This is a genomic window from Microcoleus sp. D3_18a_C4 (assembly GCF_036702415.1).
Lineage (GTDB): Bacteria > Cyanobacteriota > Cyanobacteriia > Cyanobacteriales > Microcoleaceae > Microcoleus.
The window spans coordinates 1-14,130 of record NZ_JAUBTI010000141.1 but is presented as its reverse complement, the minus strand read 5'-3'; the positions used below and the strand labels follow the sequence as shown (position 1 = coordinate 14,130).

Sequence of the window (14,130 nt, the reverse complement as noted above, 5' to 3'; positions counted from 1 at the left end):
GTCCAAAAAGGACGGGCGGGACGCCCATCCCACAATAACAATTAAAATTGTAAGTTATTTAATTCGCGATCCTAAGCTTTTTATGCGCGGGTTCTCCTGCCCAACCCCTACTCCCCATAAGAAAATTTAATTTTTGTGGAACAGGCCGGATAGCCTGTTCATGACAGAAGTGCACTGGGCGTGAGTTCCAACCCTCAATAAGAGTTAAAAACCCGGTTGATGAGAGTAGAAGTGCGGGCAGGACTGATTATCAAGTTGAGATTTTGCCCGGAAGGAGAAAAAAACACGGCAAAAGATGGTAGCAACCGGAGGTCTAACCCAGCGGCATTCCCAGGCTGTTGCTGGAATCAATACCGCACCTAGAAACTCCAGAGTTAATGATCGTAAACAGGATTGTCTTTAGGACTAATTAAATGCAGCAACTTTTGCTTGATCTGATCGTCGAATACTTCCCATTTTAGCCTTGCATAATCGCTGTTCTCATTGCCGCCAGAAAGAAATCCCACCGGAATTTCAAAACCTCCTGCTTGACTTCGGCCGCCACCAAAAAAGCGTCCTTGAGCATCTTGACCGAAGGCTTCTTTAATGAATTCGTCGGGGTCGAGAGTAAGTTTATTAGTTCGCAGCGAGCCAATTACTACTTCAATTTCTTCGTCTTTGTCGTGAACAATTGCGTAAACAACGGCTGTGTGTACGTTCTCTTCTGTTACTAAAAAGTCCGCCGCTTGGGGGATAGAATCCCGATCGTCATAGCGGAGGTAGCCGATGCCGGCGATCGAAAAATTATTCTGGACGGTGCGGTGTTTGAGCGATCGCTCGATCGCATCCATCACCCACTTAGAACGAGACGACTGTAACACGGCATCCAGCAACTGCGGGTCGTAAAACCGGCTCAAATAAGCCGCAGCTAGAAAGTCTTCCTCCTGAGCTTGTCTGAGGGCGATCGTATCCGATCGCAAACCGTGCATCAAAGCTGTAGCGCACTTGATGTGCAGACTGACGCTGGCGTCGAGAGTTAGGAGTCCAGACTGTAAATACTCGGCAAAAATCGTGGCTGTAGCGCGGATTTGAGGCCGCAAATCGGTAAATTCTGCGTTCATTTCCCCCTGCAAATTGTGATGGTCGATGACGGCGGCGATCGGAACTCCAGCCGCTAAAATATACTCGGTTAAGTTACAAGTCGTCCCTTGATTGTCAATGAAAGCGCAGCCCTGAAACACCGACAAATCCTTAGTTTTTACTGTTTCCACCGTCCAGCGCTGCAACGGCAACCCTGTCAATTTAACTAAGGCAATATTTTCTTGGTGGCTGAGGGCGCCGGCGTAGATAATCTCGCATTGGATATCGTATTGTTCGGCGATTAATTTGTAAGTCCAAGCGCTCGAAAGTGCGTCGGGATCTGGAAAATCTTGCAGTAAGATTAACTGGCGAGTGCCTTTGTGCCGATCGAACATTTGGCGAAATTGCTCAACTTTGCGATCGTGCAATTCCTCGCGGAGACGGCCGCGATTGTCTTCGGAAGCAACTTCGGCTTTGCTGCGCCGTTTCCCAGGGGCACTCACTGCGGGTACAACCTCGCTGCTGGCCTCAAGTTCACCTTCGCGATTGCCGGATGTTTCATCGGAATTGTTAGGGGGATGGTCTTTCATCGTTGAAAATTAACAATTTAACTATTTCAGGATTTGCACGACATTCGATCTTAAACCAGGTTTCTTTGTAGATGCCTTTTTGTCAAAGCCCATACTTTTTACGACAAACCTGATTTAAGAGCGTAAATTCTCTCTTTAATTTTTTAATTCACGCAAAGAGTGTGTGTTGCCCGGAACGAAGCAATCTCAGGACTCAGAACTCCCGCAAAAAACCCCCGCGCTTGCGCTGACAGGGGTTTTAAAGGCCTATTACATATTTTTGCCATTCTTTGTGCATACCGCTCTTAACGTGTTTAGTCACTTCAAAATAAAGACCGCTGTGAGGTTTCCTCGGCGGATAGCGCAGCGGCATTCCCGCTTCTTTTGGCGTGCGGCTGCCTTTATTGACATTGCAGCGCACGCAAGCGGTGACGAGGTTTTCCCAAGAGTCGCCTCCTCCGCGCGATCGGGGAATTACATGATCGAGGGTTAAATCGTCCCCCGTATAACTACAGTATTGACAAGAGTGTGCGTCCCGGTGCAAGATGTTCCGGCGGGTTAGCGGAATATCCTTATAGGGAACTCGGACGTAATGCCGCAGCCGGATCACAGTTGGTAGCGGGAAGTTTGGCGCAATAAATTTCCCGTTGTGTTCTACCTGTTCTGCTTTTCCTTTCAGCAACAAAACTACCGCCCTTCGCCAATTGGTGATGTTAAGGGGTTCGTAGGAGGCGTTCAGCACCAGAACATTGCCCATTGTTGATTATTAAAGAGAATATTTTTACCGATGGTAACACAGGTTCCCATTTAGGTGGGGCGCGATCGGGAAGAGCGAGGCGATCGCAAAAAACGCTCAAAAACCACTCCTTTACCCTATACCTTCGCGCCGGGGCCCCCTGTGGCTGCATCTATTTTCTGCCTTTCGTGTTTGTCAGCGAGCTTTTTTCCCGGAATTTTGGCTTAGATGAGGCCAGTGTGTGCCAAGGCAAAAATTTGCCCAATAAATTTTATTTTTTTCTCTAAATGCCTAATCTTCCCGGCAACAAACAGTTTAACTTTTTAGACTATTAGTAACCTTAAATGAAAAAGCTTATTACTGCTCATGAAATTTCGGCTCTTAAAGTCAGCTTTTAGCGCGTCAATTATTGCCCTTGCTGCTCAGATTTTAGCAAACAGTCCAGCCTTGGCCCAAGCGCCTTCATTCTTCTGCGGCGCTGCTGGCGGCCGGCCAGCTACAATTGCTGTCCAACAAGGCAAAAATATTCCCGTTATTTTGTGGCTAGCTGATAACTATTTCAATGAATCAGGAGAAGATGCGATTACTCGGTGCACCAGAGTCTCAGGAATTCTCAACAACTCGCAACCGCAAGGAAGCTGGGAGAATGTTGTCACAGCAGGTGCATCTAGCAACGGTCAACTAATTATTTGTGCAGCTAATCCTCAAGACGGTTCCTGTAGATTATTATATCAAGTACCCAAAGGTCAAAATCCCGAACAAGCCCGACAAGAACTCTTAAAAAGAGTGGCCAATCCTAATGTAAGTGTTTCGCCTGTTAAAGTAAATTGATAATCATTAGTAGGGACACCGCACCGTGCCCATAGGTGTCAACTTAAGCTTTTCGTCTGCCAGTCCTCCCGCTCACCCGGCAGTCCGCCAGGGAATGAATTCCACGGGGCTTATAGCTAAAGTCCTCTCAAAGAGGACTGAAGAACTCATTAGTCCTATGCAAGAGGACTTTAGCTTTGAGGCAGGGGTTTCAACCCCTGTCGGACTATCGGTTTAACGTTAAGTTGACACGCTTTGGGCATTGCCGTGTCCCTACTTGCAGATAGTTGAAACTCTTGTAAAATACTTCGGTTGAGTGGTGAAAAAATTGCAGCTTTGCTTCAGCAATTCTTCTAACCCTTCAACCTGCCTCAACCAGACAGTGCCGTTGCTTCCAGCTACAGCAATTTGCTTTCCCTCTCCACTCCAACTGACACTAACAACATTCTCCTCGAACTCAAATTGAGCAACCTGCCGCCCCGCTAAATTCCACAGCCGTACAGTCTTGTCAATTCCCACTGTAGCAAGCCGTTCTCCGTCGGGACTAAAACTAATTGATTTCGCATCAAAATGCAAGGTTTGAAATTCCTTAACTAATTCTTTTTCTGACAGATTCCACAGCCCAACTTTGCCATTCAATGTTACTGTAGCAAAGCGATACTGGTGTTCAGCCGGAGTGAAACTCAGCCCAATGGCCTGAACAGGCAGTGTTTTTTTCAGCTTGCCCGACAAATTCCAAAGTCGCACTGTAGATTTGCCATCTAAAGTCGTTATGAAATCGCCGTTTGGGCTAAAATTTACGCTTCTCACTAAGCCGTTGTGACCTGGGAGTTTCAGGCTAGGCGATACTAATTGTGGCAGTTTAGACAAATCCCAAATTGCAGCATAGCTGTCTATCCCTGCCGCCGCTAATAACTTTCCTTCCGGGCTAAAAGTGATGCTGGTAACAGATCCTTTAATTCCTTTCAAAGTAGAAATATTTTTCCCTGATAAATTCCATATTTTAACTGTGCTGTCCCTTCCGGCGGTCGCTAAAAATTTACCATTGGGGCTAAAGTTTACCATATTAACTGACTGCTGCAAAGCTTTCCATTCAGCAATTTTTTGCCCGGAAAAATTCCAAATCCGAACTCTATCGTCTATTCCTGCGGTTGCTAAAATCTGCCTGTTTGGGCTAAAACTGACGCTGGTAACTGCACCTTTATGAGCTTTCCAGTTTATCTTTGTTGGCGGAACTGATGAGGCTTTTGTCTGCTGTGTTGCGCTAATTTTATCAAGAATTATTTGTAAGGCTAATAGCGGTCTAGTTGCCGGATATTGTTCTAGCTTGTGTTTAGTTTCAACCAATGTTTTTAATTTTTTACCGGAGGCGATCGCCCTCAATAAAGCTTCTGATAAAGCTTCGCTGTTTTCTGTCTTTTGAGATACGGCCAACAGTAAAGCATCGCTGCCATTTTGTTCGATTTCAATACTTGCTTGTGCCAGTTTAAACCGCTGGTAAGCGAGAGTTGAAAAGCCGATCGCCGCCAGTAACGATGCTGCAAGTACCGCAGAACCGATGCCGATCCACTGTTTGGCTTTTTGTTTGGCAGAGTCAGCTTCAATCAAAGCTTTTTCGGCATCACCTACAGCTTTTTTGGTTTCGAGTGTAGCTAAATGCAGCAGTTGATTTTGGTCGCTCAAAATAACTTTCTGGCTGGCAGTCAAAAACTGAAAATCTTCGTTTCTCAAACTTTTTCCTGCCGCCCAAACTAATGCTGACTGCAAATCATCCCCTCGCAACAGTTGGGAATCATCTTCACAGCTAGAATTTAGCCAGACTTTGATTGCTTCCGAGTAAGGCGAGAGTTTTTGTAATTTTTCTTCAATTAGTCCTTGGTTAAATACAGCTTGATAAATAGGATTAGAAATTGTTAGTTTTTCCCCCCGCTTAACGATTAATCCGCTTAAGCGCAACTCCATTTGTTCGGCACTACCATCGGGCACACTTTCAGTTTGTTCTAAAATTTGCTGATACAATCCTAGTCTCCTGACAATCCGCTGGTTTTCTTTGAAAAGCCGATCGCGAATTGTGGACAAATGTTCTGGAATATCCTGAGATTCCCAATTCTCCACGATTTTCAAGCGTACTACCTTTTCAACCCATTCTTGAGGATTTTGGATGGTATCTTTCCCCCCGAATGTAGGGGCGGTGCCCCCGTGCCCGCCCTGGGGTAAATCCGGGATTAAATCTGCATTTTCCAGCAAGAGTTTGCACAGCTTTTGAGTCAAAAAAGGTTGCCCGCCAGTCCAATACAATACTTCTCTCAAAACTTCCTGAGAGCTGTCTGTAAGCTCTGCCAATCCCGCTGCTAGCGGTTGCGCTTCTGTTTCGTCAAAACCAGTTAATTCGATCGCCTTGCCAATATTAAAAGGGGTATTGCTGGTGGCATTTTTCTCGCGGCACAAATCCGTCGGCGATGCTACGCCTAAGAGGGCCCAAGTTAGGCGATCGAACTCTGAATTGTTGGCGCGCTTGTTGTAGCACGATCGAATTAACGCTAAAAAATCGTCGGCGGGAAAATCTAGGGCGAGAATGCTGTCGATTTCGTCAATAAAAATGACAATATTGCTGGAAATGTTGGGTAACAGTACGGTTTCGATGAATTCGCTCAATCTTTGAACCGGAGTTAAAAAATTGCGATCGCGCCACCAAGTCCGCACGTTGACAATATCCGACAGGTTAAAGTTATTTTCCAGAATGCGTAGCAAACCAGCATACCACTGTTCGGGAGTGACGCCGCGGTTGCCAATTTCCGAAATGTCGATCGCAGCACAAGCAATTCCTTCATTTCTCAGCCGCTGAATTGTCCGCACCTGCAAGCTAGATTTGCCCATTTGCCGGGAATTCAAAACATAGCAAAATTCCCCGGCTTTCAATCCGTTATAAAGGTCGTCGTCGGCTTGCCGCTTCACATAATTGGGAGCGTTATTTGTCAAACTCCCACCGACTTGATAGTAACTGGGTTTTGTGGTATAATCCATAGGATAAAATGGTACAATAAAAAGATCACATTTTAGTCATTCGGCGGTTTAAACCGCTACTACATCATTTAAAATATCTCTTTACATCTACCGAAACGGGCACAATTAGTAAGGTGCGTCAGAACCGAAATTCTGAATAATTGCCCTATAACGAAAGTCGGACGCACCATACAATTTTAGCGCAGTTTCCCGCCACCAATAAGGCCTAATAACATGAAAAATGATTGGACTGGATATAACGACGACAAAGACAAGTTAAGAGCTGAAATTTGGTCTTCGCTGAAGCAGCAAGCCGCATCTGTTGGCGATCCGTTTGGTCATATTCCCAACTTTGTTGGGACCCAGTTGGCGGCGGAAAAATTGGCAAATTTACCAATTTGGCAACAAGCAAAAACGATTAAGTGCAATCCAGATGCGGCGCAAAATCCGGTGCGGATGCGAGCTTTGCAAGATGGAAAACGCCTGTATATGGCAGTACCGCGCTTGACAGACGATCGCTGTTTTGTTGAGTTAACCGCTGAGGATTTGCAGAGGCAAAATATATCAATTGCCGAAAGTGCGATCGCCCGTCAAGCACTCGCTTGCGGAAAATTGGTAAGTTTTGCAGAAATGGAGCCAATTGATTTAGTAATAGTCGGCTGCGTAGCAGCAGGGCCGGGCGGTGGAAGAACCGGGAAAGGTGCAGGTTTTGCCGATTTGGAATTGGCTATGTTGCAGGAATTCGGGTTAGTACAAATCGATACGCCAATTGTAACAACAGTGCATCCTTTGCAAATAGTCGAAGATTTGCGTTTACCAATGCAAGCTCACGATTGGGCGCTGAATTGGATTGTTACTGCCCAGGAGGTAATTGAAACTAATACAATTTATCCGCGTCCGAAAGGGTTAAACTGGGATAATATACGGCCGGAACAGTTAGAGCAAATTCCGATTTTGCGAAAGTTGAGAGCAAGACTAGATAACGAGTTTCTGTGCTAAAGTTGTCTACAGTTTACTATTGTAGGATATGAAAGTTATTTTGGGCGACATCACAAAACTCGAAGTTGATGCGATCGTGAATGCTGCAAATAGCAGCTTACTTGGTGGTGGTGGAGTAGATGGAGCAATACACAGAGCAGCAGGATCGGAACTTTTTGAAGAATGCCGATTACTTGGAGGATGTAAGACTGGAGATGCTAAACTAACTAAGGGATATAAATTGCCTGCACGCTTCGTCATCCACACAGTAGGCCCAGTATGGCGGAAGGGTAATGATGGAGAACCGGAACTCTTAGCCGAGTGTTACCGTAAGTGTATGCAGATTGCCACAGAGCGAGAGTTTGAGAGTTTGGCATTTCCTTGCATTAGCACCGGCATTTACAGCTTTCCTAAAGCTCTAGCAGGTGAGATTGCAGTGAAGGTATGCTCGGAATATATACAAAATAATGGTAGTTCTCCAAAAGTAATTTTTTGCTGTTTCGATCGAGAGAATTATGAGATTTATGAGAGAATTATATCTAAATACAACCCTACAAAACCTCTCTAAACCTTCATCTAACGCACCCTACAAGATAGTAGGGTGCGTCAGTACAGAAGTGTTTCCCAAGTCCTGTAAGTGTTCTAACTGACGCACCCTACAAGCCTCGTTAGTGGTTTAAATGCGTAACAGCTTATCGCAACAGGCACAATTAGTAAGGTGCGTCAGATCCTAAACTTTGAATCATCGCCTTAAAACTTCGTCTGACGCACCCTACAAGTTAAACGAACCGCGAAGGCGCGAAGGACGCGAAGTAATAAAGAAGAAGAAGAGGAAGAAGATAATTTCATGATATATCTACTTTGTGGTGAACACGCGCCATGCAATGAAAGCAGTAAAACCTAGATAACCAAACACAGTAATCCAGTCTAGCCAATTGTCGGAAGTTATCAAAAAAATATCGTTCACGGGCATTGTTCGCCTGATTATTAATTACAGAAATCATACCAAATCCAGGTTACTTATCCCCATCTCTCTGTTCTCTTCCTCTGCGTCAATAGCGGTTAAATCATTCCGATGCAACCGAAATTGAGATGACTGGCTTTTTGGGAAAATTATATTAACTTTTGTTCAGAGTTTCCCTATGCTTATTCAAGAAATCTAACAATGCTTCCGCCTGTGGGGATGGCTGTAAACTGGCGTAAGAATAGCGATACAAACCTCTGCAAATCAAAGATAACCGCGTTGGAAAATCAAGCACAGATGGGATATCGACGATCGCATCATCAACTGGTGGAATATCCCCTCGCTGACAATATACAGCATAGCTAATTCGAGGCGATTTAGCCCGACTGCTGCTGCGGCTTCCCCAGTGAAAAACGTATTGATCCCAGCACGATAGAGTACCAGCTTGTGTCGGTAAAGCCCGGATATCTTCCAAGGCAAATTTAGTAGCTTTTGTCTTGAGATTTTTGATAGCTTCAGCATACTCTGGATCGCGGTTTGCCGGAATCATGTACATACATGAATTGAGGGGATTTGCCTCAGTAATTGTCACCCAGAGAGTAAGCACTGTCGGCATACCGTTGGAGTCTATAGTATTTTCGTACTCGGCGTCGCGGTGAGGCTCAAATCCTTTGCCGCTGTCAGAAGTTTCTATGTAATAAACCCAAAAATTTGGAACTAGCTTGTAGCCGTTTCCCAAAATTCCTGTCAAGGTTGAGTTAAAGTAACCAAATACTTGATAGAAGACATCGTAGACGAGGGCAAACATTGTCGGAAACCCTGCTTTTCGGACATTTTCTATACAGTCGCGCATCTGGTGAATAGTAGCAGCAGGTATGACGCTAGGTGTTTGGAAATAGCCTTCTTCTCGCAGTTGCAGCCTGTACTCGTCAATTTCTGCTTTTTGGATTCCCGAAAATTGTGAAAAGCCTTCAAATGGTCGATCGGAAATAGTTGAATTGGGGTTGAGCTCGCGCCAGTAGTTAATATTTTCTGCTTGTGGCAGAAGTGGAATTAATTTATCTAAGTCAAGAGACTTTCTCAGAGTGACGGTTTCTTCAGTCATCGATCCTATTTTACGTTGATACTGCACAGGGGAAAGCCGGGGCGATCGCTCTTTTGCGATATTTGTGCTGCTCTTTCCCCATACTGCTAATTCTACGTCATTAACGAGCTAAAATATCCAATTAATTAACTCCTAAATGTGTTGTAAAATATTGTCGATACAGTTCGCACCTCGGCACGCACTCGTTCCCCTGCAATTTCACCAACCCCAAACTGTCTAATTTAAACGCCTGCATTGCCTTTAATTGCACCGGAGAGTCCGCCACTACAATCTCTCTCATCCCCTGCGCCAACTCTGGATATTCTTCTAAATTCCACAATTGGCGGCGCAAATGGTCGCTGTAAATTCCCGCATCACTTGCAGCACTTTCTTTTAATTCATCTAGTGTCAAATCCGAACGCGAAATGTGATATAATGCAACTCGCACTAAATACGGATGACCGCCGACAATTGCCATCAAGTTTTCAACTTCTGCATCCGACCAATTCAAATTATGGCGCGCTGCTAAATCTTGTATTTGCTGAGAGTTGAATTCGGGCAAATCTACGGGCAGTCCGACGTTAAAAGGCGATTGATTGATGTTCATCGGGATGTAAACTTCGGTGGAGTGAACTACAATTAATCGCAGTTTTTTCCAGATGTCGCGTCGCTTCGATTCTTCGTGCCACGCCCGCAGCAGTCCTAAAAAGTCTTCGGCAATGTCGGGATATTGGAAAACGCGATCGATCTCGTCTAATCCTAAAATTAAAGGACTGTCGATTTGCGGCAAAATGTATTTTTCAAAGTAATCTTTGCAATTGACCTTGCTGCCAAAAATCTCGTCCCAATAATCGTCTAATTGATTTGGTAAGTGTAACTCGCGGCCGACGTAAGCGCAAAACCACTTTAAGAATTTATCTAAGTTGGCAAATACGGCTTTATCTACTAACTGAAAAGTTAGCGGCACGGTGCAATAGCCTTGACGGGCTCCGTGATGCAAAATTCTTGCCATCAAGGAAGTTTTACCCATTTGTCTCGGTGCTTTAATTCTAATTAAGGCACTGGGCTGCACAATAGTTTGATAGCAGCGTTCTTCAATGGGCGGGCGTTCTACATAAAATTGAGAAGCGACATCGACTTGTCCTCCCGGTAATTCGGGTTCGGCGGCGGGTAGAGGTATTTCGTCGTTGCTAATTTCTAATAGCTGTTTTTGTGTTATATCTTCCGTTTGTTCAGTGACGGGTGCGGGTTTTTCTGCTAGCAAATTCAGAACTTCTTCGATAATAATTGGAGTGTCGGCGGTGGTTTTCCATTCCCTCTGTTTGATGCGGTACAGATAGCCCCGCAAGTCGTGATTTAGAGGCGCGTTCAGCGGAAAACCGACGCGGATGGGGAGAATTATTGGTTTTCTGTCAGGGCGGGAGTCTTGTAGTTCTTTTGCTTGCTGAACTTGATATGTTAGTAGTTCGCTTTGGTTTCCCGTTGGCGGCAGCAGCAACAACAAATAATCGCATTCTTGGAGGAAGAAATTAATGCGATCGAACCAATTATCTCCTAATCTAATGTTATTTTCTGCTGTGAAAACTGTATGACCGATCGCGCTTAAGGCCGTTTCTAACTGTTTTCCCAACTCGCGATCGGGTTCGGCGCTGCGATAACTCACAAATACTTTAACAATTCTGCGGCTGCTGGCTGTTTCCCCCGCTGGTGGCAAATTGTCCAGCTCGTCTAAATTTTCCGGTTCCTCAAGTTTAGCCGATCGATGATCGCTAGCAGCCAGAGTCATTTCAAAAGCCGCGAACAACTGTCGAATTTTACTCAAATCCGCACCTTCTCTACCCTGCTTAATTTTGCTGACAGTATCGGCACCGACGCCAGACTCAGCCTCGATTTCAGTCAGAGTACCTCTAATGTTATGTCGGTCAGACCATTCTTGGAGCGCCTCGTTAAGTTTCTTTAAGCCAGAGGCAGTGAGAATGCGACCACGATCGCGTTTTGACTTGAGCACTTCGCTTGCACTGAAAGGGGAACGAATCTAGAAATTTTAACGCCTTAAGTCCCTATTTTAGGCGATTTTAAGGAAGATAGTCAGCTAGCCGGAATTTAAGGGATTTTACTTGGAGATGTTTTTAGGGCGATCGACTCCTCAAACTCTGTCCTGATAACGGATTCAACAGTTGAATATATTTGAGGAGAAAAAGTTTTTCTTAACTCCCCAATCTCCGCCGCTAATGACGATTTAACTTTTTAGAGTAGATACACCAAGCAAAAAAGGAGAACCCAAATGAACAAAATCTTACACAGACTGGCAATGGCCGCTTTGGGAACTGCCGCCATTTTCACAATTAATACACTTAATAATTTAACAGAAGCATCAGCCGCTGGTAAATTTGACGAACCAGAAATTTATCAAAACACAGTTTTTCCACTTGGCGTACCGGGTCAGTTCCATAAATAGGCAAATTCATTGATTGATTTAATTTAATTAAGGAGAAATTATGAAGTCTACACTCTGTTCGCCGCAACCTATAGCTACAAAATCTGACTCGGTTGATGCTGAGGCGATCGATGCCTGCACTGCACTTGCGTGGGTGGAATTGGTAGCATTAGATGCCAGCGCTCTCACGGGGGATGATTGGCTGGCTTTGTGCGATGATATAGATAGCGGGGAAATCTACCGCTGCTGGTTTTTGTGGCGCGATCGCGAAGTTAGCGGTAATTGGGAAGCTTACGATCCTTTGAGCGATCGCCGATTTGTTGCTAAAGGAAAAGTTTTTCTCAAAGCCGCGATCGACTCCCTTGAAGATGCTAGAAATCGGGAAGTCGCCTAACTTGAATTCATCTCAGGTGAAGAAATTTTGTGTCTACAAAACAAGAATTCTGCCACTAAAATTCGCCCCTGTACAAACTTTCGTCTCCCTCCGCGAGACTCGAAAAAAAAGGGGTAATAGAACCGGATTTGATATGAGTCCCGGAAACGGAATACTCTCAGAGAAAATAAAAAAAATACGGCTGCGGGCAAGAGTTGACTGTATGATGCTAGGTGCTTCGTCTCGAAAGCGGTCGAGAACACTGTGACCGCCGCTTTCTCGTTGCAGCCGTTAAATTCTTTCTCTTCAAACATGACTCCTAAACTGCGATGGCTGTTGCCGGCCGCCCTTAGTCTTTTCTCGATCGCCCTTCCCGCAAAAGCTGATACACTAACATCTTGGCACTTCGATGCCCGCGAAAACCAACTCAATTTAACCACAGATTCAGGAGTTCAGCCGGAAGTTAAACTAATTGCTAATCCCACCCGCTTAGTAATTGATTTACCGGGAATAGTTTTGGAATATCCCGAAACTCCTCAAAGCTACAACTCAGCTATTCAACAAATTAGAGTCGGGCAATTTGACACCGGAACTACCAGGTTAGTGATACAATTAACTCCAGGTTATAAGTTAGACCCGCAAAAAGTCCGAGTCATTAGAGAATCTGCCACGCGCTGGTCATTTCAGTTGCCAAATCCCGAGCAAATAGCGGGAAACGAGTCTTTTATACCCACAGCTATTACCCGCATAGAACAAGCAGCAGGTCAAGTTACGCCCACTGTTTCGCCGGGAAATCAGAGAAACTATTCCACTGATTTGGGGATGTCAACAGGTTCGGAAATGAGCGCAATCAAGCCTCAAATCGAAAGTGCGATCGCACAGTATAGATCCCTCAGCGCCGGAATGTTTTTTCTGGATTTAGATACAGGAAACTATTTGGATATCAAGGGCGATCGAGTATTTCCGGCCGCCAGTACCATCAAATTACCCATTCTGATTGCTTTTTATCAAGATGTAGACGCAGGCAAAGTTAGCCTAGACGAAACATTAGTTATGAAGTCCGACTTAGTTGCCAGCGGTTCTGGAACTATGCAAGACAGACCAAATGGCACTCGGTTTAGCATCAGAGAAACCGTAGATAAAATGATTACCATCAGCGACAATACAGCCACCAACATGATTATTGAACGTTTGGGGGGAATTGCTAAACTCAACGAGCGTTTTCGCAGTTGGGGATTAACTGATACCAGAATTCGCAATTGGCTCGGCGATTTTCAAGGAACAAATACCACAAGTTCTGTGGATATGGTAAAGTTGCTGGCGATGCTGTCTCGCGATAAATTAGTTTCTGAACAGAGTCGGGAACAAGCTTTAGAATTATTGCGGAATACTACAACTAGAACGCTGTTGCCCTCCGGTTTGGGGCCCGGTGCAGTTATTGCGGACAAAACCGGAGATATCGGCTTTGTAGTTGGCGATGCAGGAATTATAGATATGCCCAACGGTAAGCGTTATTTAGCGGCAATCTTTGTCAAACGTCCTTACAATGACCCGATTGTGAGAGATTTTGTGCGTCGAATTTCGCGGATTGTTTACAATTATTTAGACCAACCTGCGGCGAGAGTACCGGATAATTTACGTTAATCTGAGATGTTGCACCATTGTCAATCAGCCTTTTGAACGGACTCTGGGGCCCCTTCCACAAGAAAATCTACTCTTTGTGGAACAGGCATCTTGCCTGTTCTTGAGAAGCAATATCTCACGTTGATCAGACAATTCGGCGATTGAAATCGCTACTAAACAAACAAAGTCCGCGTTCGCGGACTTGAAGAGAAGATTTTTAATTACTAAGGACTATTCTTTGCGCTCAATTGCTACAGTCAAATGAGCCGCAACTGCCCCCACTGTAGCAAGTACAGCAGCAATTGGAAAGACTACTGAGCCGGCAACGCCGCCTACCAATCCAGCCATCAGCGGAATGTCTGCCAAAGTCCGCCCTTGCGAGTTTTTGATGACGAGGCGGCGGAGTTTTCCTTGCTGAATTACTGTAGTTTAGACTAAAAAATGAGTGCAGCTAAAAGTAGCCACCTTTTAACAGAAGGCAAGATGTTGCTCAA

At 45.0% G+C, this 14,130-nt stretch carries 12 protein-coding genes; 6 read left to right on the top strand and 6 right to left on the bottom strand.

Translation table 11 applies throughout. The annotated features are described in order from the left end of the window. Positions 1-374: 374 nt before the first annotated feature. Both QUB16_RS30850 and QUB16_RS30845 read right to left on the bottom strand, forming a co-directional pair. Entirely contained in the window at positions 375-1,649 is a 1,275-nt protein-coding gene (locus QUB16_RS30850) for a bifunctional oligoribonuclease/PAP phosphatase NrnA (RefSeq protein WP_333322017.1), read from the bottom strand. 238 nt (positions 1,650-1,887) lie between these two features. Continuing rightward, positions 1,888-2,385 carry an HNH endonuclease gene (locus QUB16_RS30845; RefSeq protein WP_190659271.1) on the bottom strand — a complete coding sequence of 166 codons (498 nt, stop codon included), beginning with the start codon at positions 2,383-2,385 and terminating at the stop codon, positions 1,888-1,890. A 345-nt stretch (positions 2,386-2,730) separates the two neighbouring features. Between QUB16_RS30845 and QUB16_RS30840 the strand changes: the two genes are divergently transcribed. Beyond that, positions 2,731-3,195 carry a COP23 domain-containing protein gene (locus tag QUB16_RS30840; protein WP_333322015.1) on the top strand — a complete coding sequence of 155 codons (465 nt, stop codon included), beginning with the start codon at positions 2,731-2,733 and terminating at the stop codon, positions 3,193-3,195. 252 nt (positions 3,196-3,447) lie between these two features. Here QUB16_RS30840 and QUB16_RS30835 read toward each other — a convergent pair whose 3' ends face one another. Further along, complete coding sequence (locus tag QUB16_RS30835) at positions 3,448-6,198, bottom strand: AAA-like domain-containing protein (protein WP_333322013.1); 2,751 nt, start codon at positions 6,196-6,198, stop codon at positions 3,448-3,450. Between the two features lie 213 nt (positions 6,199-6,411). Here QUB16_RS30835 and QUB16_RS30830 point away from each other — a divergent pair, with 213 nt between their 5' ends. Both QUB16_RS30830 and QUB16_RS30825 read left to right on the top strand, forming a co-directional pair. Next, positions 6,412-7,176 (top strand): 5-formyltetrahydrofolate cyclo-ligase, encoded by a 765-nt coding sequence (locus QUB16_RS30830; protein ID WP_333322012.1) that lies wholly within the window; start codon positions 6,412-6,414, stop codon positions 7,174-7,176. A gap of 28 nt (positions 7,177-7,204) precedes the next feature. Continuing rightward, on the top strand, positions 7,205-7,723 hold the full coding sequence (locus tag QUB16_RS30825; RefSeq protein ID WP_333322010.1) for an O-acetyl-ADP-ribose deacetylase: 519 nt from the start codon (positions 7,205-7,207) through the stop codon (positions 7,721-7,723). A 550-nt stretch (positions 7,724-8,273) separates the two neighbouring features. Here the strand turns inward: QUB16_RS30825 and QUB16_RS30820 are convergent. Together QUB16_RS30820 and QUB16_RS30815 are read right to left on the bottom strand one after the other, a co-directional pair. Further along, the gene (locus QUB16_RS30820) at positions 8,274-9,224 is read right to left on the bottom strand and encodes a phytanoyl-CoA dioxygenase family protein (protein ID WP_333322009.1); all 951 of its coding nucleotides are present in this window, start codon (positions 9,222-9,224) and stop codon (positions 8,274-8,276) included. Between the two features lie 121 nt (positions 9,225-9,345). Further along, complete coding sequence (locus tag QUB16_RS30815; RefSeq protein WP_333322007.1) at positions 9,346-11,211, bottom strand: AAA-like domain-containing protein; 1,866 nt, start codon at positions 11,209-11,211, stop codon at positions 9,346-9,348. A 276-nt stretch (positions 11,212-11,487) separates the two neighbouring features. Between QUB16_RS30815 and QUB16_RS30810 the strand changes: the two genes are divergently transcribed. From QUB16_RS30810 to QUB16_RS30800, 3 genes are all read left to right on the top strand, one after another. Next, a complete protein-coding gene (locus QUB16_RS30810; RefSeq protein WP_333141939.1) occupies positions 11,488-11,661 on the top strand; it encodes a hypothetical protein in 174 nt (57 codons plus the stop codon). A 40-nt stretch (positions 11,662-11,701) separates the two neighbouring features. Continuing rightward, positions 11,702-12,034 carry a hypothetical protein gene (locus QUB16_RS30805; RefSeq protein ID WP_006633666.1) on the top strand — a complete coding sequence of 111 codons (333 nt, stop codon included), beginning with the start codon at positions 11,702-11,704 and terminating at the stop codon, positions 12,032-12,034. A gap of 243 nt (positions 12,035-12,277) precedes the next feature. After that, positions 12,278-13,657 (top strand): serine hydrolase, encoded by a 1,380-nt coding sequence (locus QUB16_RS30800; protein WP_333322005.1) that lies wholly within the window; start codon positions 12,278-12,280, stop codon positions 13,655-13,657. Between the two features lie 210 nt (positions 13,658-13,867). Here QUB16_RS30800 and QUB16_RS30795 read toward each other — a convergent pair whose 3' ends face one another. Then, positions 13,868-14,056 (bottom strand): DUF4342 domain-containing protein, encoded by a 189-nt coding sequence (locus QUB16_RS30795; protein WP_333322019.1) that lies wholly within the window; start codon positions 14,054-14,056, stop codon positions 13,868-13,870. Positions 14,057-14,130 lie beyond the last annotated feature (74 nt).

Coding starts and splice junctions, on each gene's coding strand:
- QUB16_RS30850 (WP_333322017.1), bottom strand. CDS start 1,649: ATGAAAGACCATCCCCCTAACAATTCCGATGAAACATCCGGCAATCGC.
- QUB16_RS30845 (WP_190659271.1), bottom strand. CDS start 2,385: ATGGGCAATGTTCTGGTGCTGAACGCCTCCTACGAACCCCTTAACATC.
- QUB16_RS30840 (WP_333322015.1), top strand. CDS start 2,731: ATGAAATTTCGGCTCTTAAAGTCAGCTTTTAGCGCGTCAATTATTGCC.
- QUB16_RS30835 (WP_333322013.1), bottom strand. CDS start 6,198: ATGGATTATACCACAAAACCCAGTTACTATCAAGTCGGTGGGAGTTTG.
- QUB16_RS30830 (WP_333322012.1), top strand. CDS start 6,412: ATGAAAAATGATTGGACTGGATATAACGACGACAAAGACAAGTTAAGA.
- QUB16_RS30825 (WP_333322010.1), top strand. CDS start 7,205: ATGAAAGTTATTTTGGGCGACATCACAAAACTCGAAGTTGATGCGATC.
- QUB16_RS30820 (WP_333322009.1), bottom strand. CDS start 9,224: ATGACTGAAGAAACCGTCACTCTGAGAAAGTCTCTTGACTTAGATAAA.
- QUB16_RS30810 (WP_333141939.1), top strand. CDS start 11,488: ATGAACAAAATCTTACACAGACTGGCAATGGCCGCTTTGGGAACTGCC.
- QUB16_RS30805 (WP_006633666.1), top strand. CDS start 11,702: ATGAAGTCTACACTCTGTTCGCCGCAACCTATAGCTACAAAATCTGAC.